23 protein-coding genes and 3 pseudogenes are annotated in these 26081 nt (G+C 60.6%); 11 read left to right on the top strand and 15 right to left on the bottom strand.

What is annotated here, in order from left to right; genetic code table 11:
• Window positions 1-143: 143 nt before the first annotated feature.
• The 7 genes and pseudogenes from M3N55_RS09480 to M3N55_RS09450 all read right to left on the bottom strand — a co-directional run.
• The gene (locus M3N55_RS09480; RefSeq protein ID WP_249058292.1) at window positions 144-911 is read right to left on the bottom strand and encodes a MauE/DoxX family redox-associated membrane protein; all 768 of its coding nucleotides are present in this window, start codon (window positions 909-911) and stop codon (window positions 144-146) included.
• Window positions 912-1280: 369 nt separating this feature from the next.
• Window positions 1281-1430, bottom strand: coding sequence for a hypothetical protein (locus tag M3N55_RS09475; protein WP_249058291.1), 150 nt, complete (start codon window positions 1428-1430; stop codon window positions 1281-1283).
• A gap of 308 nt (window positions 1431-1738) precedes the next feature.
• Window positions 1739-4201, bottom strand: a complete 2463-nt coding sequence (locus M3N55_RS09470; RefSeq protein ID WP_249058290.1) for a hybrid sensor histidine kinase/response regulator — start codon at window positions 4199-4201, stop codon at window positions 1739-1741.
• A 160-nt stretch (window positions 4202-4361) separates the two neighbouring features.
• Window positions 4362-4489: pseudogene (locus tag M3N55_RS09465) on the bottom strand (Glu/Leu/Phe/Val dehydrogenase dimerization domain-containing protein); the annotation flags it as partial.
• Window positions 4490-4498: 9 nt separating this feature from the next.
• Window positions 4499-6220, bottom strand: a complete 1722-nt coding sequence (locus M3N55_RS09460) for a SulP family inorganic anion transporter (protein ID WP_249058289.1) — start codon at window positions 6218-6220, stop codon at window positions 4499-4501.
• A gap of 76 nt (window positions 6221-6296) precedes the next feature.
• On the bottom strand, window positions 6297-6557 hold the full coding sequence (locus M3N55_RS09455) for a helix-turn-helix domain-containing protein (protein ID WP_249058288.1): 261 nt from the start codon (window positions 6555-6557) through the stop codon (window positions 6297-6299).
• Between the two features lie 104 nt (window positions 6558-6661).
• A pseudogene (locus M3N55_RS09450) lies at window positions 6662-7009 on the bottom strand (helix-turn-helix domain-containing protein); the annotation flags it as partial.
• Window positions 7010-7072: 63 nt separating this feature from the next.
• Between M3N55_RS09450 and M3N55_RS09445 the strand changes: the two are divergent.
• Window positions 7073-7303 (top strand): hypothetical protein, encoded by a 231-nt coding sequence (locus M3N55_RS09445; RefSeq protein ID WP_346429264.1) that lies wholly within the window; start codon window positions 7073-7075, stop codon window positions 7301-7303.
• A 10-nt stretch (window positions 7304-7313) separates the two neighbouring features.
• The gene (locus M3N55_RS09440) at window positions 7314-7658 is read left to right on the top strand and encodes a RidA family protein (RefSeq protein ID WP_249058503.1); all 345 of its coding nucleotides are present in this window, start codon (window positions 7314-7316) and stop codon (window positions 7656-7658) included.
• Here M3N55_RS09440 and M3N55_RS09435 read toward each other — a convergent pair.
• The 8 genes from M3N55_RS09435 to M3N55_RS09400 form a co-directional block, all read right to left on the bottom strand.
• Complete coding sequence (locus M3N55_RS09435; protein WP_249058287.1) at window positions 7655-8725, bottom strand: ABC transporter ATP-binding protein; 1071 nt, start codon at window positions 8723-8725, stop codon at window positions 7655-7657. The two genes, M3N55_RS09440 and M3N55_RS09435, sit on opposite strands and share 4 nt — an antisense overlap.
• A gap of 4 nt (window positions 8726-8729) precedes the next feature.
• Window positions 8730-9725: a glycoside hydrolase family protein gene (locus M3N55_RS09430; protein ID WP_249058286.1), complete on the bottom strand. Its 996-nt coding sequence runs from the start codon at window positions 9723-9725 to the stop codon at window positions 8730-8732.
• Window positions 9726-9730: 5 nt separating this feature from the next.
• Window positions 9731-10609: a carbohydrate ABC transporter permease gene (locus tag M3N55_RS09425; RefSeq protein ID WP_249058285.1), complete on the bottom strand. Its 879-nt coding sequence runs from the start codon at window positions 10607-10609 to the stop codon at window positions 9731-9733.
• Window position 10610: 1 nt separating this feature from the next.
• A complete protein-coding gene (locus M3N55_RS09420) occupies window positions 10611-11681 on the bottom strand; it encodes a carbohydrate ABC transporter permease (protein WP_249058284.1) in 1071 nt (356 codons plus the stop codon).
• A 64-nt stretch (window positions 11682-11745) separates the two neighbouring features.
• Window positions 11746-13005 carry a sugar ABC transporter substrate-binding protein gene (locus M3N55_RS09415; protein WP_249058283.1) on the bottom strand — a complete coding sequence of 420 codons (1260 nt, stop codon included), beginning with the start codon at window positions 13003-13005 and terminating at the stop codon, window positions 11746-11748.
• 25 nt (window positions 13006-13030) lie between these two features.
• Window positions 13031-14080, bottom strand: a complete 1050-nt coding sequence (locus tag M3N55_RS09410; protein ID WP_249058282.1) for a LacI family DNA-binding transcriptional regulator — start codon at window positions 14078-14080, stop codon at window positions 13031-13033.
• A gap of 495 nt (window positions 14081-14575) precedes the next feature.
• Window positions 14576-15802 carry a M20 family metallo-hydrolase gene (locus M3N55_RS09405; RefSeq protein WP_249058281.1) on the bottom strand — a complete coding sequence of 409 codons (1227 nt, stop codon included), beginning with the start codon at window positions 15800-15802 and terminating at the stop codon, window positions 14576-14578.
• On the bottom strand, window positions 15795-16457 hold the full coding sequence (locus M3N55_RS09400) for a DUF1028 domain-containing protein (RefSeq protein WP_249058280.1): 663 nt from the start codon (window positions 16455-16457) through the stop codon (window positions 15795-15797). The genes M3N55_RS09405 and M3N55_RS09400 overlap by 8 nt, the downstream gene beginning before the upstream one ends.
• 104 nt (window positions 16458-16561) lie before the next feature.
• Between M3N55_RS09400 and M3N55_RS09395 the strand changes: the two genes are divergently transcribed.
• The 9 genes and pseudogenes from M3N55_RS09395 to M3N55_RS09350 all read left to right on the top strand — a co-directional run bounded on the left by M3N55_RS09395 (window position 16562) and on the right by M3N55_RS09350 (window position 25999).
• Window positions 16562-18139 (top strand): ABC transporter substrate-binding protein, encoded by a 1578-nt coding sequence (locus M3N55_RS09395; RefSeq protein ID WP_249058279.1) that lies wholly within the window; start codon window positions 16562-16564, stop codon window positions 18137-18139.
• Between the two features lie 72 nt (window positions 18140-18211).
• A complete protein-coding gene (locus M3N55_RS09390; RefSeq protein WP_249058278.1) occupies window positions 18212-19159 on the top strand; it encodes an ABC transporter permease in 948 nt (315 codons plus the stop codon).
• Window positions 19156-21018 (top strand): dipeptide/oligopeptide/nickel ABC transporter permease/ATP-binding protein, encoded by a 1863-nt coding sequence (locus M3N55_RS09385; protein ID WP_249058277.1) that lies wholly within the window; start codon window positions 19156-19158, stop codon window positions 21016-21018. Before M3N55_RS09390 ends, M3N55_RS09385 begins: the two co-directional genes overlap by 4 nt.
• A complete protein-coding gene (locus M3N55_RS09380; protein WP_249058276.1) occupies window positions 21015-21968 on the top strand; it encodes an ABC transporter ATP-binding protein in 954 nt (317 codons plus the stop codon). Before M3N55_RS09385 ends, M3N55_RS09380 begins: the two co-directional genes overlap by 4 nt.
• A complete protein-coding gene (locus M3N55_RS09375; RefSeq protein WP_283163937.1) occupies window positions 21937-22710 on the top strand; it encodes a FadR/GntR family transcriptional regulator in 774 nt (257 codons plus the stop codon). The genes M3N55_RS09380 and M3N55_RS09375 overlap by 32 nt, the downstream gene beginning before the upstream one ends.
• A 250-nt stretch (window positions 22711-22960) precedes the next feature.
• Window positions 22961-24193, top strand: a complete 1233-nt coding sequence (locus M3N55_RS09370; protein ID WP_249058275.1) for an META domain-containing protein — start codon at window positions 22961-22963, stop codon at window positions 24191-24193.
• Window positions 24194-24386: 193 nt separating this feature from the next.
• The gene (locus tag M3N55_RS09365; RefSeq protein WP_249058274.1) at window positions 24387-24932 is read left to right on the top strand and encodes a YaeQ family protein; all 546 of its coding nucleotides are present in this window, start codon (window positions 24387-24389) and stop codon (window positions 24930-24932) included.
• A gap of 191 nt (window positions 24933-25123) precedes the next feature.
• Window positions 25124-25583, top strand: a pseudogene (locus M3N55_RS16845) (IS21 family transposase); the annotation flags it as partial.
• 29 nt (window positions 25584-25612) lie between these two features.
• A complete protein-coding gene (locus M3N55_RS09350) occupies window positions 25613-25999 on the top strand; it encodes a hypothetical protein (protein WP_249058273.1) in 387 nt (128 codons plus the stop codon).
• Window positions 26000-26081: the final 82 nt, after the last annotated feature.

Genomic DNA, 26081 nt, shown 5'->3' with positions numbered 1-26081 from the left:
TGAGGGGATATTAACGCAAGGCCCTGTCCGGAGTTGCGATACACGCTGTTGCTGTCGCCGATCTGGCGCAAAAGACAAAGCCCGGTGCGGTTTGCCGGGCCGCAGATTTGCTCACGGTCCAGCGACTGGAAAACACCATCAGGTCAGAACCCAATACCGACACCTGCGGGTTTCGTCAGCATCCACAGCGCCATGCCGATCATCATCAGGTTCTCTGTCAGCGACACGAACCCCAGCGGCACATTGCTATCACCGCCCACGCAGGCGCATTTCAGCTCTCGTCTGTCAATATAGACAGCCTTGAACACCGAAACCGCGCCCACAGTGCCGATGAACAGAGCAACCGGGATCGACAGCCACATCAGCGCACCCGACACCATCAGGACACCTGCCAACCCTTCTCCGAAAGGATAGACATAGCCATAGCGCACCCAGCGTTGGGCCAATAAGTCGTAATTCAGGAACATGGTTGCAAAACTCTCCACGTCCTTCAGCTTCTGAAGGGACAGAAGGCACATGGAAATTGCGATGAACCATTCCGCCGCGGCAACGGTCACAAGGCTGTCATAGCTGGCCCAACTGGTGGCCAATGCAATCGCGGCCGCCATGGTAAACAGCGCGATAACAGGCACATATGTAACGTCATCTTTATCCGCGACATCTTTGCCGAAGAAGCGGAGCACCTCTTCATAACCGCCAATGCGCTTGCCATCGATAAACACTTGCGGCGTGGTTTCAACATCGTAGCGCGCCTTGAACTCATCAACTTCCTCGCGTGTCTTCAAGGGGCGATTCTTGACCTCATATCCTTCGCGCTGGAGCAGATCGAGGGTCTTCAGCCCAAAGGGGCAGATATGGTCCTGCATCACCATGCGATGCAGTTCTGCCTGCTGTTTTGTATCGTCTGGCATAACAATCTCCCTTTGCCTTTGCGTGGTGGGTTGCGATGGCGCTGCTGGAGTCGTTGCGGCGAGGCCGACCCCAACTGCATAGGCCATGATCGCCCTCCGTTCAAATTGTTCCCTCTCAACCAGGTATCTGAAAGCACCTTACTCGCCAGTGCCGCCGTGTTCTTTCAAATGCGGCGCATCCTCCGACTGCGCTTCTGTGTCAGTGGAAAGCCTTGTCGGTGGGCTGATTAATCCTTTGAGACGTGGAGCAACGCTTATCCCGCCGCGTCATAAACTCGCGTCTCCACGGTCGCGCGCAGGGGGATGCCTTAAACTGTGAACGCCGCTCAAACTGACCCAAGGCACCTGCATCGCAGCAAGAGATCAGCCTTACTGCGCGCCGTCATCATCGCGCAAAGAAGACACCTTTGTATTCACAAGGTAGCTGGCGATCGTGCCATTCTCTACGGGGGCATTCTGTGCAGCGCCGAAACTCATCTCCGATTCGGCGAGGACTTCGATCACCTTAAGCGTGGACACTGCGTGTTCTCCTTCCCAGTGCCTGTCCCAGCCAGGGCCGCGGCTTCTGTGCTGGAAGTCCCCAAGCATCCGTCATCGAATGCTTTGGAACAGTCGGCGCGATGTTGATCTGGAGGACTCTGGCTCTTCTGTTTGATGCTATGCTGCTCGCGGCATAGCTCAGCCACCTGCACACCGCCTTCGGCCTGACGCAGGATCGCGATGATCTGTGTATCTGCTTGTCTTCATTCGAAATCTCCTCGTTCTTCTTGCCGAGAAAATTCTACTTTTGCAGCCCCTTAATTTCGGGGGGGATTACCACCGCCGGCTCAACCGTCCACAATGTTTCTGCGGGCGGATGCGTAGCGGACGGTGCGGGCCAGCCGGGTGGCTGTGACTGGCTTGGAGAGTACCGCCGCGAATTCCGAAGCCACGGCGTCGCCCAGCGTGTCGGGCCGGGCGGTGACCAGCACCACCGGGACCGGCGGCGACAGTGTACCAGCATGGCGGGCCAACGTCCGGCCATCCATGCCCTCCATGTGCAGATCGGTGACCAGCGCCGACCAGAAGCCGGGCGCATCCGATAGCATCTCGACCGCCTCCTCGGGGTCTGAGATGGCCACCGCTACTGCCCCGGCCGCCTCCAGCATTTCTGCCAGAACTTCCGCCACATCCGCCAGATCGTCCACCACGAGTATGTGCAGACCGCGCAGCAGTTCGGCTGGGGCAAAGGCGGCCAGCTGAGCCGTTTTGTTCTGCGCGCCTTGGCCCGCGTCGGGCCGCGCCGCGGCCGGCCAGGCTACAGTCATCGTGGTTCCCCGGCTAGGACTACTGTCGACCCAAAGCGCCGCGCGGTTGGTCTGCAGAACGGTAGAGACGATCGGCAACCCCAGCCCGATGCCCGCCTTGCCCTTGGTGCTGAAATTAGCCCAGAACATCCGTGAACGCACCTCATCCGAGATGCCTGTGCCGGTGTCGTTGATGGTGAAAAACGCCATGGGCACCCCGGCGGGCGGTGGGAAGCCGGCATCGGGTGGGCGCGGCGGCGGGGAGGTTCCGGGCGGCAGCGTGTGCAACGTCACAGTCGCCGGTCGGTCTGGTGTGCCCGAATCGCACGCACTAATAGCAAGGTTTACGACCACTTGGGCGACCTCGGTCGGGTTGGCCCACACCGGCGGTCCCGCCTTGGACAGTTCGACGCGCACGTTGTGCTGCGCGATCCGCCGCTGGCCCAGCAGATCCACCGCGTTCCGCAGCAGCTTGCCCAGATCCTGCGCCGCGCGCGGCAGCTCCGGGCGGATCAGCCCGTCCAGTCTGGCGATCAGGTCGCGCGCCATGTCGACGGCGCGGCGGATGCGCTCTAGCCCACTCAGCAGTCCGGCCTGTCCGGCAGCTTGCAGCTCCAGCATCTCAACCGTACCGGCGACCACTGCGATCAGGTTGTTAAGGTCATGCGCCACGCCCCCGGCGACCTGCACCACCGTGTCTCGCTGTTGTGCGCGCTGCAACTCCTCGCGCAGCTGCGCCTGCTCCTCTTGGGCCTGCGCCCGTGCGGTCATCTCGGCGGTGATGTCGAAGCTCACGCCCGACAGGGCGGTCGGTGCGCCGTCCGCATCGCGCGCGCTGACGCCAGCGTGCACTTGCAACCAGATCCATTCCTCGCCACGGAGCCTTCTGCGGTAGGTCAGGATCTGTTGTTCCACCGCGCCTGCCTCCAGCGCGGCCACCGCTGCCCGCACCTGCGCCATGTCCTCAGGATGAACCGTCAGGAACCATTCGTCACTGGGCATGTCGCGTTCGCTGGGCCTGTGACCGGCGAACGCGGCCCAGTGGAGGTCGAACTCTGACCGACGTGCGATAATGTCGCGCCGCCAAGTATAGCCCCGCGCGGCCTCCAGCACCGTTATCAATTTCTGTTCGGTGCGCTTCAGATCGTCGATATCGACAAGGATGCCTTCCCAAATCACCGACCCGTCGTCCAGTTCGCGCGGAACCGACTCGGCGCGGATCCACCGCGTTTCGTCGTTTGCTACGATGCGGGCCTCGCCGGAAAAGGGCTGGCGTCTGGCGAAGGCTTCAGCGTTGATCTTCAGCCAGTGCGGGCGATCCTCGGGATGCACGCGCGAAAAAACGGTCATCGGGTCGCCCGCGGCCTCCTCGGGTGTCAGCTCCAGCATATGCAGGAAATGCTTGCTGACGAAGGCGAACTCGGCAAGCTCCGCACCCGGCCGCAACACCATGGTATAAGCGCCGGCGGGCATGTTCTCGGTCAGCACGAAGGCCGTCTTCTCATTCTCGTGGCGCTCCGCCTCCAGCGCTGCTTCGGCCACCCGCGTCGGCGTCAGGTCCTGGAATGTGACGATCACCAAATCGCCCTGAAGCGCAAAACCGACCAGTACGTCGCGCGGCCGTCCCGCCTTGTCGAAGATCTGGTACTCCACCGGCGGCGCAATCATGCCCGTCGCCTGCCGCATCGCGATCTGTTCCCACCAGCGGGCGATAACCTTATGGCGATAGTCGGGGTCCGGATAGGCCTGCTCCGCCCAAGCGGTCACACTTGGCACATCGGCCAGCGTGTAACCAAAGGCGGCGGTGAAACTTGGATTGACGAAGCGCGCCCTAGCCCCCTCGCCCAACTCGTGTACCACCATAGGCACAGGCAGCGCACCGAGTAGCGCCCAGATATCCACATCTTGGTCAATGGAACCTTCAAGGTTGGCGACTGGCAAGGGCGTCTGTCCTGAAGGCGATTGGGTCACGACCTGGTCTTTCATTTGCGTTTGCAAAAGCATTAGAGCTTACCCCGGAGAAGGGAAATGGCGAAACTCTCTTTGGATAGCTCTCCGAAGCAGTCTCGACCGAGTAGATCGCCACATTGCCCGAGCCGGAGCTGACGACCGACTTGCCGCCGCCTATAGGCAGGCCGGTCAGGGCGTTCTTGAAGGTCTGCTAGAAGCCGAAGACCTTAATGATCCCAAGAGTGACCGAGGGGTGAAACCGCAAACCGCCCTTGTAGGGCCCAAGGGCCGAGTTGAACTGCACGCGGAACCAAGGTTGATCGAGGCCTTGCCTGCGTCGTCTACGAGGCATTAGCTGCTCTCCTGATTACCGTTGGAACCATCGCGCACCTGTGTCAGCGCCTCATCCACCGTGGCAGCATAGTGAACCAGCGGACGCTTCAGGCCGTGGGTCACGAACACTCGCTTGATGTCTCGGCGGGCACCGGTGAGCCAGAGCGCGACCCCCTGCTTTTGCGACTTGTGCGCGAGCCCCTCGATCATGTTGGCACCGGTCGAGTCGAGGAACGGCACCGCCGAGAAATCCACGATCAATGCTTTGTGGGTGTCCTGGATGCGGTCGAGGACAGATCCGATCGAGGCTGTCGCGCCCAAAAACAATGCACCGGTGATCCGGTAGATGACGACATCGGGATTGGCGGCCTGCTCCTCGTGGTATTCACCGCGCGGGTGGGTGGCATCGGCTTCGTCACGGCCCACAAAAGCGCTGTCTGCGGCAACCTCGGTCGTGCGGCTCATGCGGTGGATGAACAGGACCGAGCCGAGCGCGAAGCCGACGACGATGGCCTCGGTCAGGTCGCGGAAGATGGTAAGGAAGAACGTGGCGCCGAGGACTGTCGCCTCGCCCCAGCCCGAGCGGACGAGGATCGCGATTGCCGGCTTCTCGACCATGTTCCAGGCCACCACTGCAAGCACCCCGGCGAGCGCCGCCAGCGGGATATAGGAAGCAAGGGGGGCCGCGACGAGCATGAACAGCAGGATGAACAGGGCGTGCAGCATGCCGGCCACCGGGCCATGCGCCCCCGCACGAACATTGGTCGCGGTCCGCGCAATGGTGCCGGTGACGCAGAAGCCTCCGAACAGGGAGGACCCGATATTGGCCGCACCCTGCGCCACCAGTTCGCAATTCGACCGGTGGCGGCGACCGGTCATGCCATCGGCAACGACCGCCGACAAGAGCGACTCGATGGCGCCCAGCAGGGTGAAGGAGATGGCCGCCGGAAGAACCGTGAGAATCGCTTCCATCGAAAAGGACGGTAGGCTTGGCGCCGGAAGGGACGAAGGTATCCCGCCGAACTTCGTACCGATGGTTTGCAACGGCAGGCCCAGCAACCCGGTCGCTGCCGCGGCAATGCCTACAGCAATCAGCATCCCCGGCCAGTGCGGACGCCAGCGCCGCAGCCCTAGGATGACCGCGACAGTGGCCACGGACAGGGCGAACGCCGCTGGTGTCAGGCTGTCCCGAACCTCCCAGAGCGCGAGCATCTTCTCCACCAACTCGCCCGGTTCATTTGCCAGCGTAAGGCCGAACAGCTCCTTGACCTGGCTTGCGAAGATGATGACCGCGATCCCGGCCGTGAAGCCGACCGTGACCGGAAAGGGAATGAACTTGATGAAGGTGCCAAGTCGCAGAAAGCCGACGAGCGCAAGCATCAGCCCGGAAAGGAACGTGGCCAAGATCAGCCCTTCCATTCCGTATTGAGCCACTGTTGCGGCGACCAGCACGATGAAGGCGCCGGCCGGTCCGCCGATCTGGAAGCGCGATCCGCCGAGAAGCGATACCAGGAAGCCGCCGACGATAGCTGTGTAAAGCCCCTGTGCCGGGGTCGCGCCGGACGCGATGGCGATGGCCATCGAAAGCGGGAGCGCCACGATGGCGACGGTCAGCCCCGCAACGGCATCGGCACGTAACTGAGCTGCGCTATAGCCTTCGCGCAGGACGGTGACGAGTTTCGGGGTGAAGAGCTCTGCAAAGCTCGGAGCATCGCTCTGTCTGGTGGTCTGGTCTGTCATCTGTGGCCGCACCTTTGGGAAGGGAGCAGCGGGATCGTCGGCATATCGTCGGCGGTCGCCGTCGCGGGTTCAGGGATCAATGTCTGGGTGGCGGTGCCTTCAGGCGCACGCCCCGTCCGCCTGCCGTGCTGGCAGAGCCTTCTGCGATGAGTTCAACTCCGGCGAGATCGAGCGCCACCACAATCTTGGTCAGGCTGCCCACAACACCGCGCACAGTGCCGCTACTGGCCTCCATACGCTGAATCGTCGGCACGGAAAGTCCGGCAAGTTCAGCCAGGGCCTTTTGGTCGATGCCAAGCAAGGCGCGGGCGGCGCGCATCTGAGGGCCGGTGATCATAAATCATGTCCTGAGCACGGATAATGAAATTTAGGATATTTATTATAATATATCAAACATCTTTTCCCATAGTGAGACGGGCTCTGTTGATGGCGTGGATGCCCCATGTTGATGCAAAACGTGCCGCCGACGATGTAACGCGAAAAGTCGTCAAGCACCGTGGACGTATAGAACTGGCCCCAACCGATTACCTTGAGATAGGTGAAGTCGGTCTGCCACATCTGGTTCGGTCGGGTCGTCTGGTTCGTTGAGCGCAAGCTCTACAATCTGCTCACGCACGGCATCCGGGATGCGGTTCCAGACCCTGAAGGGCCGTGATGGGCGGTCTTCCAGCCCCTTCCGGCCGTTCTTGATGTAGCAATCATACCAGCAGTAAAATGTCGTGCGCGGGACGCCATCTGGGCCAATGTTCCACACACCGGCAGGTCGAACTGTTGCAAGGTCAAGACAAGTCAAATTTCCAGGCGATTGGTTCGGGTTTGTCTCTCTTTCCAGCCAGCTCTGGCCCTCCTGAAATGGGACTATACTATCCCAGTTGCTGGACCAACTCAGTGGGGGCACTCCACGGTCGTGTCGGAATGGGGCCGTGTCAGGGGCGTTATTGTGGACTGACTGTAGCAGAAATTCTTGCGCGCAGTCATAATATGGCACAGTCAGACATCGGGGCTTACCGCATTCGTATGCCCCTGCAACCCGTCACCCTGGGCGAATTATCCGCGCTGGATGCCCAAGATGCCGCAGAATAAGGAAATCCTGATGATCACCCGCATGGAAACCGGAACACGGATGAGCAAGATCGTCATCCACGGCCAGACCGTCTATCTGTGCGGTCAGGTTGGCGCGGGCGCGACGGTCGCCGATCAAACGCGCGACTGCCTGTCGCGTGTGGATGCTCTTTTGGAACAGGCCGGATCGTCGCGCGAGCATATTCTGCAAGCAATCATCTGGCTGGCCGATATGGCCGATTTCGCCGAGATGAACGCGGTCTGGGACGCATGGGTGCCAGAAGGCCATGCGCCTGCTCGCGCCTGCGGTGAAGCGCGGCTGGCGCGTGATGAGTTGCGTGTGGAGATCATCGTCACGGCGGCGCTGAAAGCCTAGCTTTCGGGCGGGAACAGATGCGCTTCTGCGGGATCGAAGCGCAGCGCGACGGCCTGATCGGGGGTGAAAACGCGATCTTCGGAAAAGGTCGCCATCAGGTTGGTGCCGTCGCGCAGCACCAGATCGGCCACGGTTTCGCTGCCCAGCCGTTCAGCCACCACAACTTTGCCCTCGACCAGCCCCGCGCCGTTGCCACCTGCCGACAGGTATTGCGGGCGTAGCCCCATCACGGCACGGCTGCCTTTGACGATGTCGCGGCCCTTGGTGTTCAGCACAACCGGGTCCATAGCAGGATGCGCGACCTTTGCTTCCTGCCCTTGCACATCCAGCACATCGACCGTCAGGAAATTCATCGACGGTGCGCCCAGAAACCCCGCAACAAACAGGTTTTCGGGGTTATGATACAGATCCATCGGCGCGCCCATCTGCATGACGCGGCCTTCTTTCAGCACCACGATCTTGTCGGCCAGGGTCATCGCTTCGACCTGATCGTGGGTGACATAGATCATCGTCGCACCTAGCTGGCGGTGCAGCTTGCCGATTTCCATGCGCATGTCCATGCGCAGCGCAGCGTCCAGATTGGAGAGCGGTTCGTCAAACAGGAACACATTGGGCTTGCGCACGATGGCCCGGCCAATGGCGACGCGCTGGCGTTGCCCGCCCGACAACTGGCTTGGACGGCGGTCCAGCAGATGTTCCATTTGCAGGATGCGCGCGGCCTCTTGCACCTTGGCATCCTTCGCGGCTTTCGAGGTGCCCGAAATTGTCAGGCCAAAGGCGATGTTCTCACGCACGGTCATATGCGGGAAAATGGCATAGGACTGGAACACCATGCCCACGCCACGCTCCTTGGGGGTGATGTCATTGACCACCCGCCCGCCGATGGACAGCGCACCGCCAGAGATATCTTCCAGCCCCGCGATCATACGCAAAAGCGTAGATTTGCCGCAGCCCGACGGGCCGACAAAGACGCAGAATTCACCGTCCTTGATGTCGATATCCACGCCCTTGATGACATCGACCGCGCCGAAGGATTTGCGGACGTCTTGCAAGATCACATCAGCCATGTTGCTACTCCGCAGCTTGAGGTTGCGGACGCACGATCAGGCGGCCATCCGCCAGCACGTCGACCGGGTCCGGGTCCATGACCACACCTAGGAACTGCCCATCCGCGCCCTTGTCGGCAAAGCCCATGATGCGCAATCCTGCATCTGTTTCGACAATTCGTGCGGCATAACGACGGCAGGGCAATGCGCCGTCCAGAAACGGCCCCGGCGCAATGGTCCACGGCCCGCGTGGGCTGTCGGCCATCAGATAATGCGAGCCCGTGACAGGTCCGCCGGGGATGGCTGCGGCCTGTGCTTTCGAGAAATGCTCGGCGGCCGTGCAGAACAGGCAATACCAGCGGCCGTCCACCTGAAAGACCTGCGGCACTTCCAACTGGCCATAGCCGCCAATGAACACCGGCGGTTGCAGGGTCCATGTCATCAGGTCATCCGAGGTCGCAAAGCCGATCGCGCCGCCTGCATTGGGTTCTTCAATCCCCGGCGCGCGGGCCGTGAAATACATCAGCCAGCCCGCGCCATCGGGGTCGCGCATGACCCAAGGGTCGCGCATGGCGCGGTCATGCCAGAAGCCCTTGGCAAGATCAGCCTCGTAGGCGCTGGCGGTCGGCCCGGTCAGGTCCAGACACAAGCCATTGCCCACGCGCTTCCAGTTGTGCAGATCCTCTGACGTGGCATGCCCGATGCGCTGATAAAGCCCCTCATTCGCCTTGGATGTGCCGGTGTAGAACAGGTGCCAAAGCCCTGCATCGTCGCGCACCACTGACCCTGTCCATGTGGTGAAATCATCCCATGCGGGACCGCCGGCTGGGGCCAGACAGGTGCCCAGATGATCCCAGTCAACCAGATCGTCGCTGACGGCGTGGCCCTGCGTCACATTGAAATGCCGCAATTCGGGGTTGATGAGCGACTTATCCGCCTTCAGGAAAAAGACATGCCATTTGTCGCCATCATGGGCATACCAGCTATCCCAGATCCATTGTTGTTCCAGAGCGAGAACCATATCGGTTATCCTTTCACACCAGTTGACGCGATCGAAGCGATGAAGGCGCGCTGCAAGGCCAGGTAGAATGCCAGCACCGGCACAGTTATCATGGTCAGATAGGCCATGACCTCGCCCCACGCGATGTTGAGTTGGAAGAAGTATTGCAGCCCGACCATGACAGGGCGGTATTGTTCCTGCTGCACCACGATCAGCGGCCACAGGTATTGGTTATACATGACAAGGAACTTCAAGATCGCAGCCGTCGCCAGCACAGGGCCGGACAAGGGCATCACGACGCGCCAGTAGATCTGGAACCATGTCGCCCCTTCCACGCGCGCCGCTTCGATCAGCTCGCGCGGCAGGCCCTTGAAGTATTGAACGAACAGAAAGATCGTCAGTGCATCTGCGATCCACGGGATGATCTGCACCCGGTAGCTGTTGAGCCAGCCAATGGTGATGCCCTCCCAGCCAATCCAGGGCAGTTTCGACACCAACAGCAGAAGCGGGATGGCGATGGTTTCGAACGGCACGATCAGCGTGGCAAGAACAACCGACAGGATCAGATCGCGCCCGCGCCAGTTCAGATAGACAAAGGCGAACCCTGCCATGGAACAGATCAGCAGGCATAGCACCACTGTCAGCCCCGTCACCAGAACCGAGTTCAACACAAATAGCCCAATCGGCGCGCGCTGAAACGCTTTTGTGTAATTGTTCAGGCTGACATCGCCCACTGGCAGGAAGGCCCGCAGGCTGGACGTGTCTGCCAGAAGCTGTTGGTCGGGCTTCAGGCTGGACATGACCATGAAGACCAGCGGAAAGACGAAGATGATCGCAATCAGCACCAACACCGCATAGCGCACAGCCAGCCGCAGGCCATGGTTTTCGGGGGAAATGGCGGCCATCTTATGCCCTTTCTCTGGTGAGCCGGCGCTGCACGAGTGAAATGGTCAGCACCATCAGGAACAGCACCACGCTGATCGTGGCTCCGCCGGAAATATCCTGCTTGCCATAGCCGCGCTCGACCGCCTGAAAGACCAGCGTTTGCGTGCTGTCCAATGGGCCGCCGCGCGTCATCACGTCGATCTGCGCAAACAGCGCGAATGCCTGCATGGTGATAACGATCAGAACCAGAACCGCCGTATGCCGCAAGCCCGGCCATGTCACATAGCGGAAGGTCTGCCATTTGGATGCGCCTTCGATTTCGGCGGCCTCATAGAGCGTGGGACTGATGGTTTGCAGGCCAGACAGCCAGATCACCATATGAAAGCCTACCGCTTGCCAGATCGACATGCCCATGATCGCGGGCAGCGCCGTGTCGGGGTTGCCCAACCAGTTGACGGGCTGAAACATCCCGAAACTCAGCCCCGACAGAAGATTGTTCAGCAAGCCACCATCAGGCGAATAGATGAACCGCCATAGCAGCGAAACGACCACGATCGACACCACAACGGGCATGAAATAGACCGCTCGAAACACTGTGATGCCGCGCAGTTTCTGATTGACCAGAAGCGCCAGCCCCAAGGCCAATGCCCCTTGCAGGGGGGCGACGACCAGAACGAAAGTGACCGTATTGACCAGCGCTTTCATGAACACGACGTCGCGCGCGATCACCACATGGGCGGTGTCGCCTGTATGGACGCGGAACCATTCGCGCATGCCACGATATTGCGGAAAATCGGGGTTGCGGGTGATCTCCCGCACGCGCGGATAGACCGGCGCACCATCTGCATCGCGCGCGATCAGGCCCGCGTCGTCATGTTCCGGGGCAAGACGCAGCACAGAGACCGACAGCATGTCGCGATAATTCTGCAAGCCCACATATTGCGTGGGATTGGGCGAGATCAGCCTCTGATTGGTCAGCGACAACGCGAAGGCAAAGAAAAACGGCACGATGATGAAGGTCGCGATCAACACGATCCCCGGTGCCGCGAATGCCCAGCCTGCGCGGTTTGATGTGGTCAGTTTCGAGGACATGGGATTGCCTTTTCCTGCCGGTGGGAAAGGGCCTGCGCGCCCTTTTTGGCGCACAGGTGCAGTCTTAGTGGCCGTAGCCGCTGTTTCGCGCGATGTCGGCGTCAATTTCATCAACGGCGGCATCAAGTGTGTCAACCACATCGGCCCCATTGGCGATATCGGCCAGAGCTTTTTCAAACACCTTGGCCTGAACGACATAGCCCGGTGTCACAGGGCGCACGAGGGCTTGCGCTTCGCTCAACGCGAAGAACACTGCCATCGCACCACCTTCGGCGTAGTTTTCGGTCATGGCGGCAGCAGAGGCCGTGGCCGGGATCAGGCCGATCCCATTCGAGAAGGCCGCAAGGTATTCGTCTTGCAACGCAAATTCGATGAAGGCAGCAGCCCCGTCAGGGTGTTCGGATGTGCCAGAAACCCCGAATTGCCAGCTTGCCGCACCGATTTTCGGGCCGTTGCCGAAATCGGGTGCGGGCAGAAACAGCGTGTCGTCAAAGGAATTCAGCGCGTTCAACGCGGCCCAGTTGCCGTTCCATGAAAATGCATAGCGCCCCTCGATGAAGCCATTGTCGCGTGCTGCCGGGTCCTGACTGGTGCCCGGCGCATAGCCGCCCGTAAACAGCGATTGCCACCACTCGCCGAAGGCCACGGCTGCGTCACCGTTCAGCACGCCGTCCGCGCTCTGATAGGTGCTGCGATCCACGATGTCGCCGCCAAAGCTTTGCAGGAAGGGCGAGAACGCATAGGGATACCACTCCCCGGTCCAGGCCATGCCGGGATCGAAGGCATATTCCCAATCGCCCGACACTTTTGCGGCATCGAGCGCGGCCATGAATTCGTCACCGCTCCACGGCTCTGCCAGCGTGGGGGTGCGCAGGTCCAGCGCATCCAGCGTGGATTGGCGCGTGACCAAGGCCACGGCGGCATCCCACAGCCCGATAGAGTAAAGCTGCCCATCCCAATAGCCCTTGGTGCCCGGCAGGAAATCCGCGATCACGGCTTCGTCCAACGGCAGGGGCTGCATGTATCCCGCCCAGGCCCAGTTGGGCATGACAGGCCCGTCCACATCCAGAATGTCGGGCAGGTTGCCCGCCAGCGCCGCAGCGACGACGGAGTCGTTGTAAGCCCCTTGCGGGAAGCTTTCGAGCGAGACGGACCAGTCTGATTGACTGGCGTTGAAATCGGCGACGATCTGATTGATGAGCGCGCTCTCAACTTCGTTGCCTGCGCCATGATACCAGATAGTCAAAGGTGTCTGGGCGATGGCTGCGCCGAGGGTGAGAGTTTGCGCCGCCACTGTGCAGGCGACAAAATACTTCAGTTTCATGGTTTCCTCCCTTTTGAGACTGAATTCAGGTTCGGATAGCTGTGACAGAATCCCGCCAGACAACGGGTGACGCGGTCAGTTCGCACAGATCATCCGCAGGTGGCGTGCCAGAGGCGATTTGTGCCAGAAGGCGTTCAGCAACACGCTCGCCCATCGCGCGGTAGGGCAGTTCAACGGTGGTCAGTGGCGGAAACAGCGTTTCAGCAATGGCGCGATAATTGTCATAGCCTGTAATGGATATCTCTTCGGGCACGCGCATTCCGCGCCGCCGCAGATGCCCATAAAGCCGCAACGCCATTTCATCATTGCCGCAGCAGATCACTGTGGGCGGCATCGGCAAATCAAGCAGGTGGTCGATTGCGCGGGCAAGGCAGGCATTGGCATCTGGTGCCTCCTGCTTGTGTCCTTCGATCAGCAGCGCCGTATCGAAGTCGAGTTTGGATTCCGCAAGGGCGTCTCTGTAGCCCTGAGAACGCAATCGCGTCGCGTCCATATCCCGGTCAAGGGTGACATAAGCGATACGGCGATGACCGTGCGCAATAAGCCGTTTTGTCAATGCGTGCTGGCCCCCGCGATCATCGGGGAGCACGCATGGGTGCCCGGTCGCATCATAGCAATTGACCAGATGCACCGGGCAACTGGCGACAGCATCTGGCAGGTCAACCTCGCGGTGGTAATCAGCAACATAGATCAAGCCTTCGACCCGGTGTTCCTGAAACGTCTGGATCAGGGGTTTCACCCGGTCTTGCGCGCCGCCGGTATCGGCGATCATCAGCGTCATGCCCTGCGCGGCCATATGGGCCTGAATGCCTTGCACGATGTGCAAATCCGGCAAGCCGGTGGGTTCGGTCGGTTCGGCGTTGCGAGAGATCGCCCCGGTGATAAGCCCGATCAGCCCAGATTTGTTGGAACGCATCATGCGCGCAGCTTGCGAGGGAACATAGCCAAGCTCGTGGATTGCTTGCTTGACCCGTGCGCGGGTTTTCTCGCCAACAGGGCCATCGCCATTCAGAACACGCGAAACAGTCTTCGCAGATACGCCAGCGCGGTCTGCAACGTCATATATTGTTGACATCCGCTCCCCCCCTCGGAGTGCGACCCAAACGGGTCATTCGCATATGACACCGGTGTCATGTCATCGGTGTCATATATTTTCCAAATGGCGATTCTGTCAATTGGAAAGTTTTTGGACCCAGGCCGGAACCTGATTTCCCACGCCAATTCCTGCATTTCATGTGGTGGGCTGATATGGGTTCGAAAACCGATATCGTTCATTGTGGCCGAGCAGCCTACATGCGCTTGGGCGCAAGAAACGATGCTGCGCTGCCAACACAAAGGTGTCGTTCATTCATTGTCCATGGGCGCATTTCCAGCACCCAAGAGCATTGGCAGGAACTGCACAATTCGCGACTAGCCGCTTTGGGCCGAGGCTTGCTAAAAAACCTATCAATCCGAAAGCAGCGCTTGGCTCCGGCGTTTCCACGCAGCCTCGTCCAAGCACGTTGCTTGAACTCATGCCTCGGTTCCATGGCGCGCAATGCAAGCCGCCGCATAGGGCCGGGTGACCAGATTACTGAAGTTGCCGAAGGAACCGCTCTAGGGTCAGGATTCCGGCTGCCATTGCTGCTGGTTCCACATGTTCGTCGGGGTGGTGGCTTATACCGTCGCGGCAGGCGACGAACAGCATCCCCACCGAGCACAGTCCGGCCATGGCCGAGGTGTCATGCGTCGCTCCCGAAGCAATGCGCGTCGCCGCTGGGCGGTTTCCGGCCTCGACCGCCTTGACGAGGCGGTCGATGATCTGTGGCGAACAAGGGGTCGCTGCCTGGGCATATGTGCGCGTGATCTCCAGCCCGAGGCCCCGCTGCTTCGCGATGCCATGGGCTATTCGGCACAGCGTCACCCCGGCCTTTTCGCGCTGGGTGTCATCGGGTGCGCGGATTTCGAGGGTCATAGCAACCTCGCCTGGGACAGCATTCACCACGCCTGGCCTAACCTGCAAGGCTCCGACCGTCGCCAGCAGGCCGTCGAATTCGCGGGCCTGCGACTCTGCTGCAAGGGTCAGTTCTGCGGCGCCCGCCAGAGCATCACGGCGCAGATGCATTGGCACGGTGCCTGCATGGGCAGCCTTGCCGGTGAACGTGACCATGTGCCGCTCGATCCCGCAAATGCTAGTGACGATGCCGATGTTTTGCCCCGCAGCTTCCAGTATGGGCCCCTGCTCTAGATGTATTTCCACCCAGCCCAGAACCTGTGCCGGGTCGCGTCGCAACCCCGGTAGAGTGTCAGGGTTCAGCCCGAACTCTTCCATCGCGCGGCGCAAGCTGACCCCGTCACGGTCGCGCATGTCAAGCGCGGCCATATCGAATGTCCCGGCAAGGGCACGCGGCCCCATCAGTGCAGTTGGGAAGCGGACACCTTCTTCGTCGGCGAAGGCCATGACCTCAACCGCGAAGGGCAGCGCCACCCCGGCTTGCTGTAACTTCATAAGGGTTAATACTGGCAGGACCACCCCCATGATCCCGTCATAGCCGCCGCCTTCGCGCACCGAATCCTGGTGCGATCCCAGGATCAGCGTAGGCGCACCCGTTGGCCCGTCCAACCGGCCGATCAGCGTGCCTGCGTCATCCAGATGAACTGCAAGTCCCGCCTGTTCCATCAACGCGACCAGCACTGCCAGCGCGGCACGGTGTTCGGGAGTAAACGGCAGGCGCGTCACGCCGGGGCCGGGTTCGGAACAGGCAGCCAGCCGCTCCAGCCAGTGCTGCGCCAGCGCGCCCCAGTCGGTATCAGTCATGGCCGCGCTCCGGATCGTTGCGGGTGGGCACCCTGGGCAACCATGCCGCGTACGTGCCGTCCTGGCTACGCCTGTGCAGATCGCGCAGGGCGGCAACCGGGTTTTCGGACCAATCTACGCGAAGGGTAAGCGGTGGCGCATTGTCAGCAACGACAAGCAGTGCCGCTGATTGCAAGCCGCGGGTATCGCCGCCTGCGGACTCGGCCGCCGCAAGTGCCGCCAGCAGTCGTTCTGCCAGATCGCCCTTTGCTGCAAGAAATGTGTCGCGTAGCGCCAGCAGCACCTGTGGCCCGTCCAGCAGATTGCCCGAGACGACCAGCCCTGGCGCAACCAACGCTCCGCGCCATTCGGTGTTCTGTGCGCCTGTGTGGCAGGCCGTGCCGCCCACGCGATCCAGAAGGGCCAGTTGCCGCCATTGACGTCCTGCATCCGGCCCGGTCACGGCGGCAAGCGCCTGTTCTGCCGTATCGCCAGCCTGCATCCGCAGCAGCGCATCTTCGCCCCAGATGGTCGAGGGTGCGGCCCCTTGCGAGGCCGACATTCCGGCGCGCGAATCGCCTCGAAGCACCCAGCCGCCCACACATAACGACCCTGTCGCCGCAGCACCGCCGAAAGCGCCCGTGTTCAAATCTTGTGCAAGAATCGAGAAGGTCATCTGTTTATTTCCCCTTGAGTTGCCAATCTATCATGAAAATTTTGACGAATGCAAATTATCATGATAATTATCGAGGAATAATCAAACCAACAGGGAGCGCCAAAATGGCCTTTTCATCATTGACCCGCCGTGGCTTTGGGGTACTGACAGCCGCACTTCTGGCGAGTTCGGCGCTGGTTGCGCCGGCCGCAGCCCAGACCCCTCCAGGCGTCCTTGTCGTCGGCCAGATAGCTGAGCCGCAGGCGCTTGATCCGCATGCTGTTACAGCGGTCAATGATTTCCGTATTTTGATGAATATCTATGACGGGCTGGTGCGCTACGCATCGGGCACGCTCGAGGTGGAACCGGCGCTGGCCGAAGCGTGGGAAATCTCCGAGGATGGCACTGTCTACACCTTCACCTTGCGCGAAGGGGTCAGTTTCCATGATGGCAGCGCCTTTGATGCCGAGGCCGTGGTCTGGAATTTCGAGCGGATGCTGAACGAAGATCACCCCTATCATGACACCGGCCCTTTCCCACTATCGTTCTTCTTTGGTGCGATCGAGGGCGTAGAGGCGTTGGACGCAAACACCGTGCAGTTCACCTTGAACGAACCCTATGCGCCGTTTCTGTCAAACCTTGCCTATCCCACGGGCCTTATCGTCTCGCCCGCGGCCGTGATGGAACATGGCGCGGATTTCGGCCGTAACCCGTCGGGCACAGGGCCGTTCCAATTTGCCGAATGGCGCTCCAATGAGCGCGTAGTTGTGACCCGCAATGACACTTACTGGGATGGCGTGGCAGGTACCGAAGCCGTAATCTTCCGACCCATCACCGACGCCAATACCCGTGTGGCCGAGATGCTGGCAGGTGGCATTGACGTGATGGTGGAAGTCCCGCCCGTGGCCATTTCGCAATTCCAGAGCGACGCGCATACCGTGCATGAACAGGCAGGCCCGCATGTCTGGTTCCTGATCCTGAACGCCAAGGAGGGGCCATTCGCAGATAAGCGCGTGCGACAGGCGGCCAATTATGCGATCAACAAGGCCGCATTGGTCAATGACGTGCTCGAAGGAACTGCCACCATTGCGGCTGGCCCCACCCCACCCGCCTTCGCATGGGCCTATAATGACGAACTGGAGCCATATCCCTACAACCCGGATCGCGCCCGTGAACTGATCGCAGAGGCCGGTGCCGAAGGTGCCAGTCTGACCTTCTATGTCGCCGAGGGCGGCTCGGGCATGTTGGATCCGATTCCAATGGGCACGGCCATTCAGGCCGATCTGGCGGCCGTAGGGTTTGACGTTAAAATCGAGACCTATGAATGGAACACCTTCCTTGGCAATGTGAACCCAGGCTTGGAGGGCAAAGCCGATATGGCGCAAATGGCCTGGATGACAAACGATCCCGACACGCTGCCTTTCCTTGCATTGCGGACTGATGCATGGCCGGACGCGGGCGGGTTCAATTCTGGCTATTATTCCAACCCCGCAGTGGATGCGCTGCTGGAAGCCGCCCGAGTGGAAACCGATCAAACCGAGCGTGCGCGGCTTTATCGCGAGATGCAGGTGATCGTGCAGGAAGACGCGCCTTGGGTGTTCGTGGCGAACTGGAAGCAGAATGCCGTGACATCGGAGGCGGTCGAGGGTTTCCAGCTTGAGCCGTCCTTCTTCCTGCTCTTGAAGGATGTGGTGAAAAACTAACGCCACAGGCAGGGCGCGCTGTCGCGCGCCCTGTTTTGAGTATTTAAGGCAAGATGAAGAACAGGGGCAGGAATGGGTGGCTATATCCTGAAGCGGCTTTTGTCGGCCATTCCGGTGTTGCTGGGTATCACGGTGATCGTGTTTTTGATCATGGCAATGATCCCCGGCGATCCCGCGACGGCGATTCTGGGCAGTTATGCAACGCCAGAGAATGTCGAGCGGCTGAATCGGCATCTTGGTTTGGATGAACCGCTATGGCGGCAGTATTTCATCTGGCTGGGCAATCTGGTGCAGGGCGATTTCGGACGCTCCTTCGCGTTGAACCGGCCTGTTCTGGATGAAATCCTGGATCGGTTTTCAGCCACGCTTGTTCTTGCTGGCACGGCTTTCGTGTTGTGTTCACTTCTGGGGATTGTGGCGGGCGTTGTCTCGGCGGCGCGTCAATACGGGCTGGCGGACAAGGCGATCACCTTTGTTGTGATCCTAGGCATTTCCGTGCCATCCTTTTTCCTTGGCATGATGATGATCCTTTTTTTCGCCGTGCAGTTGCGGTGGTTTCCGGTGTCGGGCATGTATTCCATCTGGGGCGGCGGCGATCTGCCGGACCTGATCCGGCATCTGACCATGCCAGCGCTGGCGCTGTCTGTGGTGGCCACGGGCGTAATCGCAAGGCTGTCGCGCGGTGCCATGCTGGAAGTGCTACGGCAGGATTTCGTCCGCACGGCGCGCGCCAAGGGCGTGCATGAGCGCCGCGTGATCTGGGGCCATGCGCTGCGTGCGGCGATGGTTGGCATCATTCCTGTTCTGGGTATTCAGGCGGGCTTCGTGCTGTCGGGCGCGGTTTACATTGAAATGGTGTTCCAATGGCCCGGCGTGGGCCGGATGCTGGTCGACGGCATTCTGAAACGTGACATTCTGCTGGTGCAGGGCGGGGTGGTCTTCATTGCGGCCTGTTATGTGGGCTTCAATATCATCGTGGATGTGGCGCAGGCCTGGCTGGACCCAAGGATCAAAACATGAGCCTGTTTTTAAGACTTCTGTTCCGCAACAAGCTCGCGGGGTTTGGGGCCGTGGTGCTTGGTGTGATTGTGCTGCTAGCCCTGCTCACACCCATTCTGCCTTTGCACCTTCCGAATGAAACCAACACGGCCAATCGTTTCCTGCGCCCCATGTCGGAGGGGCACCTGCTGGGCACGGATCATCTGGGGCGCGATCTGCTGTCGCGCCTGATGTGGGGCACGCGGCTGTCATTGGCGGTGGGCTTTGCGGCTGCACTTGTGGCGGGGCTGCTGGGCGCGGCCATCGGGGTAATGGCGGGCTATTTCGGCGGGCGCACCGATAATGTGACCATGCGCGGTGTCGATATGCTGATGGCGTTTCCCTATATCTTGCTTGCGCTTGCGATTGTCGCGGTGCTGGGGCCGGGCCTGCTGAATGCCCTGATTGCGGTCGCGGTCGTGAACATCCCGTTTTTCGCGCGCAACATTCGCGGGGTGACTGTAGGGATTGCGCATCGGGAATTCATTGACGCGGCGAAACTGGCAGGCATGGGTCATACGCGAATTCTGCTGACCGAAGTTGTGCCGAATATCGTGCCTGTGGTGGTGATCGCCATGTCCACGACCATCGGCTGGATGATCCTGGAAACTGCGGGTCTGTCTTTCCTCGGCCTTGGCAGTCAGCCACCGCAGGCTGATTTGGGTTCCATGCTGGGCGAGGCCCGCTCGGCGCTGATTACGGCACCGCATACATCCATTGTGCCGGGTGTGATGATCCTGCTGATCGTGATGTCCGTCAATCTGCTGGGTGACGGCATCCGCGACGCGCTGGACCCGCGCTTGCGTTCGGGGGCATTGGCACGGCCCATGGCCACGACGCGGGTAGAACGCGCGGAAGCACCTGCGCCCAAGGGCGAAGGATTGCTGCGCATTGACGATCTGGAAACGCAGTTTCATGTTGGGTCACGCATCTACAAGGCCGTCAACAAGGTGTCGCTTGATCTGAAACCGGGCGAATGTCTGGGATTGATTGGCGAATCCGGCTCCGGCAAATCGGTCACGGCGCTGTCGGTGATGGGGCTTGTCGCCTCACCGCCCGGGGTTATCACCGGGGGCGCTGTGCGGCTGGAAGGGCGGGATCTGATTGGCGCGCCCTATGAGGTGCTGCGCAGCCTGCGGGGGCGCAAAGTTGCCTATATCTTTCAAGACCCACTTTCGACCCTGCACCCGTTGTATCACATTGGCGACCAGTTGATCGAGGCGATCCGCGTGCATGAACACGTGACCCATGCGCAAGCGCATGAGCGCGCGGTCAAACTTCTGGAAGATGTGCGCATCCCCAATGCGGGCGCACGCGCGAAGGCCTACCCGCATGAACTGTCGGGGGGTATGCGCCAGCGCGTCGGCATTGCGATGGCTCTGGCGAATGATCCTGATATCATTATCGCGGATGAACCGACCACCGCGCTGGACGTGACCGTGCAGGCACAAATTCTGGCACTGCTGTCAGACCTGCGGCGTGATCGGGGGCTGGCGATCCTGTTCATCACCCATGATTTCGGCGTTGTGGGTCAGCTTTGCGACCGCGTGGCGGTCATGTATGGCGGGCGCATTGTCGAGGCAGGTGACACTGCCGAGGTGCTCGCTGCGCCTGCCCACCCCTACACCAAGCGTCTGATTGCCTGCGTGCCGGAATTGGGCGGGGGGCGGCGTGAACTGGCCGCCATTCCGGGCCTGCCACCGGCGGTTGATGATCTCCCCGCAGGCTGCGCTTTCGCGCCGCGCTGCGACAAGGCGCAAACCGCTTGCCGTGCGGACGAAATTGACCTGACAGGTGATACACACAAGGTACGCTGCCTGTATCCGGAGGGAGCATCATGACGATTGCCCTGAAAGCCACCGATCTGGCCAAGACATTTGACATCGGCAAACGACTGATCGGCCCGCCGCGTGCGCAGGTGCACGCGGTTCATCCGGTGTCATTCGAGGTGCAGACGGGCGAAACGCTTGGCGTCGTCGGCGAATCCGGCTGTGGAAAATCGACATTGGCGCGGATGCTGGTGGGTCTGTTGCCACCGACATCTGGTAGTATTGAAATCGAAGGCCGTGCGCTGGACCGCGCTGACCCTGCCGCTTTCGGACGGCTGATCCAATATGTGTTTCAAGACCCGGTTTCCAGCCTGAACCCGCGCAAAACGATCCGGCAGATTATCGAAGTGCCGCTGCGCCTGCTGCATGGCCTGCGCGGCAAAGCCCTGGACGACCGCATCGCCGAGCTCTTCGACGCTGTCAATCTGCGGCCCGAATTCCTCAGCCGCTATCCGCATGAATTTTCTGGCGGGCAGGCGCAGCGCATCGGGATTGCGCGTGCACTCGCGGCCAGCCCGCGTATCGTGATCCTTGATGAGCCAGTCTCGGCGCTGGATGTGTCGGTGCAGGCGCAAGTTCTGAATCTGCTGGCTGATCTGAAAGCCGAATTCAACCTGACTTATCTGTTCATCAGCCATGATCTGGCCGTGGTCGAGGCTGTCAGCGACCGCATCGCGGTGCTCTATTTTGGTTCGATCGTGGAAACTGGCCCCGCAGAAAAGGTCTTTGCAGCACCGCGCCATCCCTATACGAGCCTTTTGGCGGACTCGGCGCCAGTTGTGGGCCGCCCATTGGGGGGCGCACAGTCAGGTGAATTGCCTGACCCGCTAAATCCGCCGCCGGGTTGCGCCTTTGCAGGGCGCTGCCCACGTGCGTCAGATGTGTGCCGCGCCAAAGTGCCTGAATTGCGCGCCGTTGAAGGAGATCAATTTGTCGCCTGCCACCATCCGCTCGACCCCTGAACGCCTGTCGCGTCCGCAACAGGTGGCCGAGGCAATAAAGTCCTGGGTCATGGAAAATGGGTGGGGGCCAGGCGTGCGCCTGCCATCTGAAAGCGAGTTGATCGAACGCTTCGGCATGTCCAAGGGCACGATCCGCGAGGCGATCCGCATTCTTGAAGCGCAAGGGTTGGTGAAATCTCGAACAGGTCCGGGGGGTGGTGTCTTTGTGCACCAAGTGTCCGAAGAACGGGCCACGGCGTTGTTGGGGAATTATTTTTATTTCGAACATCTTACTATCGACGACATCTATCAGATCCGGCAGGCACTGGAGCCCGAACTCGCTGCTTCGCTAGCTGGTAGCCTGAGCGAAGCCCAGCTTGCAGCGCTGGAAGAGGTCATGACCCGTTATTGCGAGCCAGCTCGCAGCGCCGAGGAAGAACGCGAGCAACATGTTGCTTCCCTTCGCTTCCATGCCCTGTTGGCAGAAATGTCGGGAAATGCGCTTTTGCGCTTTCTGATACGTTTCACGGCCAACATGCTGGCCGAGATAACTGTGTCCCGCCGCCTGTATGCCCAGCCCAATCGCGACCTTTGGTCGTCCGGTTTTGATTATCAGTTGCGTCTGATCGCCGCGCTACGCGAGGGTGATGCCGTCGCGGCACGGGAAATCCTGTCAGAGCATATGAAAAACGCACATCGTCTGATGCTCATGCAGGAAACAGTTTTGACCCAGCGATTCTTACCCGAAAACGAGATCATCTGACCTCCGCCACAAGAGGTGAGCAGGATGGCGGGTTCAGTCCAAAGGGCTTGGCTCGGCATTCCGACAGCACCGCAGGTTTCTGGAGCGCCAACCAATTTACGCCGGACGGTCGCATTGCAGCGCCTGCCGCAGGGTCCGTTTCGCTGTGGGATGTAAGAAGTCGCCGACAGGGAGGATGTCACGCGCTGCGTGCTTGTACCACAGTGGCGGTGGGGTATCCTTATGCGCACAGCACTGGGGGGATTTGACAATGCTGCGTGCACTGCTCGTATCGGTCTGCTGTCTGGCAGGGTTTGCGGCTTCGGCCCAGGAGGGCCGGATGCTGACCGGCGAGATGACTTATCCGGAGCGGATCGCCCTGCCCGAAGGGGCGCAGGCGGTGATCGAGATCCGCGATGCGATGGATGCGATCGTCGCGGAAGCGCGGATGGATGCAGATGCGGTGCCGTTCCCGTTCGCGATAGAAGCCCCGGTCGGCACGGTGCTGCGCTTGCAGGCCGGGTTCGCGTTGGGTGCCGAGATGCTCTGGGTCAGCGAGGGGCTTCGGATCGCGCCCGACACGCCCGATGCGCTTGAAACCGTCCTGTTGCGACGGTTCCAGCCCATAGGCTTTGAATCGGCCTTCCGTTGCGGGGACAGGCAGATCCGGTTGGGCTATTCCGACAACAGGTTGGTGATGGATACGGGCGCAGGGCGCATGGTGATGGATCAGGTTCCGGCAGCCTCTGGCACGAAATATGAGGCCGAGGGCGACCTTGGTTTCGTGTTCTGGGAGCGCGGCGCTGCGGCGGTTGTGACCCTGTCGGGTGTCGATCTCCCCGAATGCCATGTCAGCTTTCCAATGGATGGCGCGCCGGTGACGGCCCGCGGGACAGAGCCCTTCTGGTCTGCCGTGATCGATCAGGGCGAGATGGTGCTGGACCGGCTGGGGATGGAGCCCCTGCGCTTGCGTGTGGCCGAGACCCGGATGACAGATGCAGGGGACATCTTGATCTTTGCGTCCGATCCAGAGCGGGCGCTGCGGGCCGTGATGACCCGGTTTGACCGTCGCTGCCGGGACGCGATGACCGGGATGCCCTATCCAGAGGCGGTGGATATTGCGATGGGTGACAATGTTGTTGCCGGCTGTGGGGGTGATCCGCTGGATCTATTGGTTGGCCGAAATTGGGTGGTCGAGGATGTGGGCGGCGGCGGGGTGATCGACTCCAGCCGGATAGAGGTAGCTTTCGACCGTGAAGGGCGTGTCTATGGCACGGGTGGGTGCAACCGATTCCGTGCAAGCTATGATCTGACGGGTGAAGGGCTACAGGTAGATTCCGCTGGTGCCACGATGATGGCCTGTCCCGAAGCGTTGATGGCGCAAGAGCGGCGGGTCTTCGAAGCGCTGGCGCAGGTGGACCGCTTTGATATCGACGCGACCGGGGCGCTGGTTCTGATCGGGGCGGATCGACCGCTCATGACTGCTCGGGTCTATAAGCCTTGAGGACGTTTGGTCCGCGGACAAATTCTTCTAACCAGAATGCTTTAGCAAGCATGACTTTTCGGTCGAGGAGGTCAAAATCTGCCGCCGCAGCGCGCCCCAACAGCTGTAAAAGGTCGCCAATCTCCGACAGCCTGCTTCCCAAGGATAGCTGGACGGGGTAGACAGCCCGATCCTTGGAGGTTGGGAACCGATCATGGCGCAAAATGCCACCATTTATAAAATCGAGCTGTCGGTCTCTGACATGGATCGTCAGTATTACGAGACCCACAAACTGACGGTTGCAAAGCATCCCTCGGAGACGGATGAGCGGCTTATGGTGCGTATCGTCACATTTGCCCTGAATGCCCATGAGCATTTGGAAATGACCAAAGGACTGTCGACGGATAGCGAGCCCGACATCTGGCAAAAGAGCCTGAGCGGCGAAATTGATGTCTGGGTGGCCCTTGGGCTTCCAAGCGAAAAGGTGCTGCGTCAGTCCTGCAACAAAGCCGCGAAGGTGATTGTTTACCCCTATGGCGGACGGGTTGCCGAGGTCTGGTGGGACAAGACCAAGAGCGCCACGAGCCGTTTCGACAATCTCCAGATTATCCATTTCTCTGAGGCGGACACGGCTGCGTTGGCCAATCTGGCCAGCCGCGCGATGAAGCTTCAGGTAAATATCCAGGACGGCGATGTGATGGTCAGCGTGGGTGAGAGCGTTGCCTATGTCACGCCCGAAATCTGGAAGGGCGCGGCGTAGCTTGAAGCCGCCCCGCCGCATGCCGGGCTATGGCGCGAAAGGTAGCGTCAATCGGCCTATAGCGGGTTTTGGTAAATCCCGGACCGGGATTTCGGTAATCCCCGGACAGTTGCGGGAGGGCTGTGACACGGTTGATCATCGCCTGAGATGTCACGGCATTCTGCCGGTCTCGGACAAGGCCGGGAGGGACCATGCCGAGACAGAAGCAAGCGAGGCGCACGACTGTGCAAGACATTCGATCCATACTGCGACTGACGCATGAGCACGGTCTTTCGGCGCGTGAGGTTGCAGCATGTTTGAAGCTCAGCAAGACGACTGTGGCGACATACCTGAACCGGGCCCGGGAGGCTGGGCTGAACTGCTGGCCTCTTCCCAGGGGCGCGATGACGATACGACGCTGAAGCGGGTCGTGTTTCAGCGCGTTGGTCGGCCCTCTTGCGACCTGAGGGAACCCGGCTGGCCAAAGATGGCTGCCGAGATGACGCGCAAGGGCGTGACGTTGCTGCTTCTCTGGGAGGAATACCGGGCCGCGCATCCTGACGGCTACGGCTATACTTGGTTCTGCGACATTACCGTGCATTCGAGAACCGGATCAGCCCGCGCTATCGCAACCGTCATGAGGCGGGTACGGTGATGCAGACGAACTATGCACGAACCGCAAGACAATCGAGCGCAAGGACATGGAACGGCGCACCTTGCAGGGCCTGAAGGACAAACTGATGCACCCGGATCTGGTGCGGGCCTTCATCACGGAATATCAACGTGCGCTGCGCGAAGCCAACACGCAGGACGCCATGGCACGCAAAACCCATATGCGGCGGCTCGATGCCGTGCGCAAAGAGATCGACAATATGGTGGACGCCATCGCGAAAGGCATGTTCCATGATAGCATGAAGGCGCGGATGGACAGGCTGGAGGCAGAACGCAAGGATCTGGAAACCCGCATCAGCGCCCTGCCCGCCCCTGCCCCGATTGTGCTGCACCCGGGGCTCGCGGATATCTACGCGCGCAAAGTCACGGACCTAGAGCGTGTCGCGTTTAATCGGTTCTGTATCCTGCGGCCTTGAAGAAGTTGTAGCATTCCTCCTCGGTGAAGAGGTTGCACACATGACCGGCGGCTTGCCAAAGGTCATTATAGGTTGGGGCTGC

The organism is Roseinatronobacter domitianus (assembly GCF_023336755.1).
Classification (GTDB): domain Bacteria; phylum Pseudomonadota; class Alphaproteobacteria; order Rhodobacterales; family Rhodobacteraceae; genus Roseinatronobacter; species Roseinatronobacter domitianus.
The sequence above is the reverse complement of the archived record's forward strand: the minus strand, read 5'-3'. Positions and strand labels throughout refer to the sequence as shown.

What these genes read in the sequence shown, in the direction of transcription:
- M3N55_RS09365 (WP_249058274.1), top strand. Translation starts at nt 24,387, where the DNA reads ATGGCGCAAAATGCCACCATTTATAAAATCGAGCTGTCGGTCTCTGAC.
- M3N55_RS09400 (WP_249058280.1), bottom strand. Translation starts at nt 16,457, where the DNA reads ATGACCTTCTCGATTCTTGCACAAGATTTGAACACGGGCGCTTTCGGC.
- M3N55_RS09350 (WP_249058273.1), top strand. Translation starts at nt 25,613, where the DNA reads ATGGAACGGCGCACCTTGCAGGGCCTGAAGGACAAACTGATGCACCCG.
- M3N55_RS09405 (WP_249058281.1), bottom strand. Translation starts at nt 15,802, where the DNA reads ATGACTGATACCGACTGGGGCGCGCTGGCGCAGCACTGGCTGGAGCGG.
- M3N55_RS09470 (WP_249058290.1), bottom strand. Translation starts at nt 4,201, where the DNA reads ATGCTTTTGCAAACGCAAATGAAAGACCAGGTCGTGACCCAATCGCCT.
- M3N55_RS09415 (WP_249058283.1), bottom strand. Translation starts at nt 13,005, where the DNA reads ATGAAACTGAAGTATTTTGTCGCCTGCACAGTGGCGGCGCAAACTCTC.
- M3N55_RS09430 (WP_249058286.1), bottom strand. Translation starts at nt 9,725, where the DNA reads ATGGTTCTCGCTCTGGAACAACAATGGATCTGGGATAGCTGGTATGCC.
- M3N55_RS09380 (WP_249058276.1), top strand. Translation starts at nt 21,015, where the DNA reads ATGACGATTGCCCTGAAAGCCACCGATCTGGCCAAGACATTTGACATC.
- M3N55_RS09460 (WP_249058289.1), bottom strand. Translation starts at nt 6,220, where the DNA reads ATGACAGACCAGACCACCAGACAGAGCGATGCTCCGAGCTTTGCAGAG.
- M3N55_RS09370 (WP_249058275.1), top strand. Translation starts at nt 22,961, where the DNA reads ATGCTGCGTGCACTGCTCGTATCGGTCTGCTGTCTGGCAGGGTTTGCG.
- M3N55_RS09420 (WP_249058284.1), bottom strand. Translation starts at nt 11,681, where the DNA reads ATGTCCTCGAAACTGACCACATCAAACCGCGCAGGCTGGGCATTCGCG.
- M3N55_RS09445 (WP_346429264.1), top strand. Translation starts at nt 7,073, where the DNA reads ATGGGACTATACTATCCCAGTTGCTGGACCAACTCAGTGGGGGCACTC.
- M3N55_RS09410 (WP_249058282.1), bottom strand. Translation starts at nt 14,080, where the DNA reads ATGTCAACAATATATGACGTTGCAGACCGCGCTGGCGTATCTGCGAAG.
- M3N55_RS09395 (WP_249058279.1), top strand. Translation starts at nt 16,562, where the DNA reads ATGGCCTTTTCATCATTGACCCGCCGTGGCTTTGGGGTACTGACAGCC.
- M3N55_RS09480 (WP_249058292.1), bottom strand. Translation starts at nt 911, where the DNA reads ATGCCAGACGATACAAAACAGCAGGCAGAACTGCATCGCATGGTGATG.
- M3N55_RS09435 (WP_249058287.1), bottom strand. Translation starts at nt 8,725, where the DNA reads ATGGCTGATGTGATCTTGCAAGACGTCCGCAAATCCTTCGGCGCGGTC.
- M3N55_RS09385 (WP_249058277.1), top strand. Translation starts at nt 19,156, where the DNA reads ATGAGCCTGTTTTTAAGACTTCTGTTCCGCAACAAGCTCGCGGGGTTT.
- M3N55_RS09455 (WP_249058288.1), bottom strand. Translation starts at nt 6,557, where the DNA reads ATGATCACCGGCCCTCAGATGCGCGCCGCCCGCGCCTTGCTTGGCATC.
- M3N55_RS09425 (WP_249058285.1), bottom strand. Translation starts at nt 10,609, where the DNA reads ATGGCCGCCATTTCCCCCGAAAACCATGGCCTGCGGCTGGCTGTGCGC.
- M3N55_RS09440 (WP_249058503.1), top strand. Translation starts at nt 7,314, where the DNA reads ATGATCACCCGCATGGAAACCGGAACACGGATGAGCAAGATCGTCATC.
- M3N55_RS09390 (WP_249058278.1), top strand. Translation starts at nt 18,212, where the DNA reads ATGGGTGGCTATATCCTGAAGCGGCTTTTGTCGGCCATTCCGGTGTTG.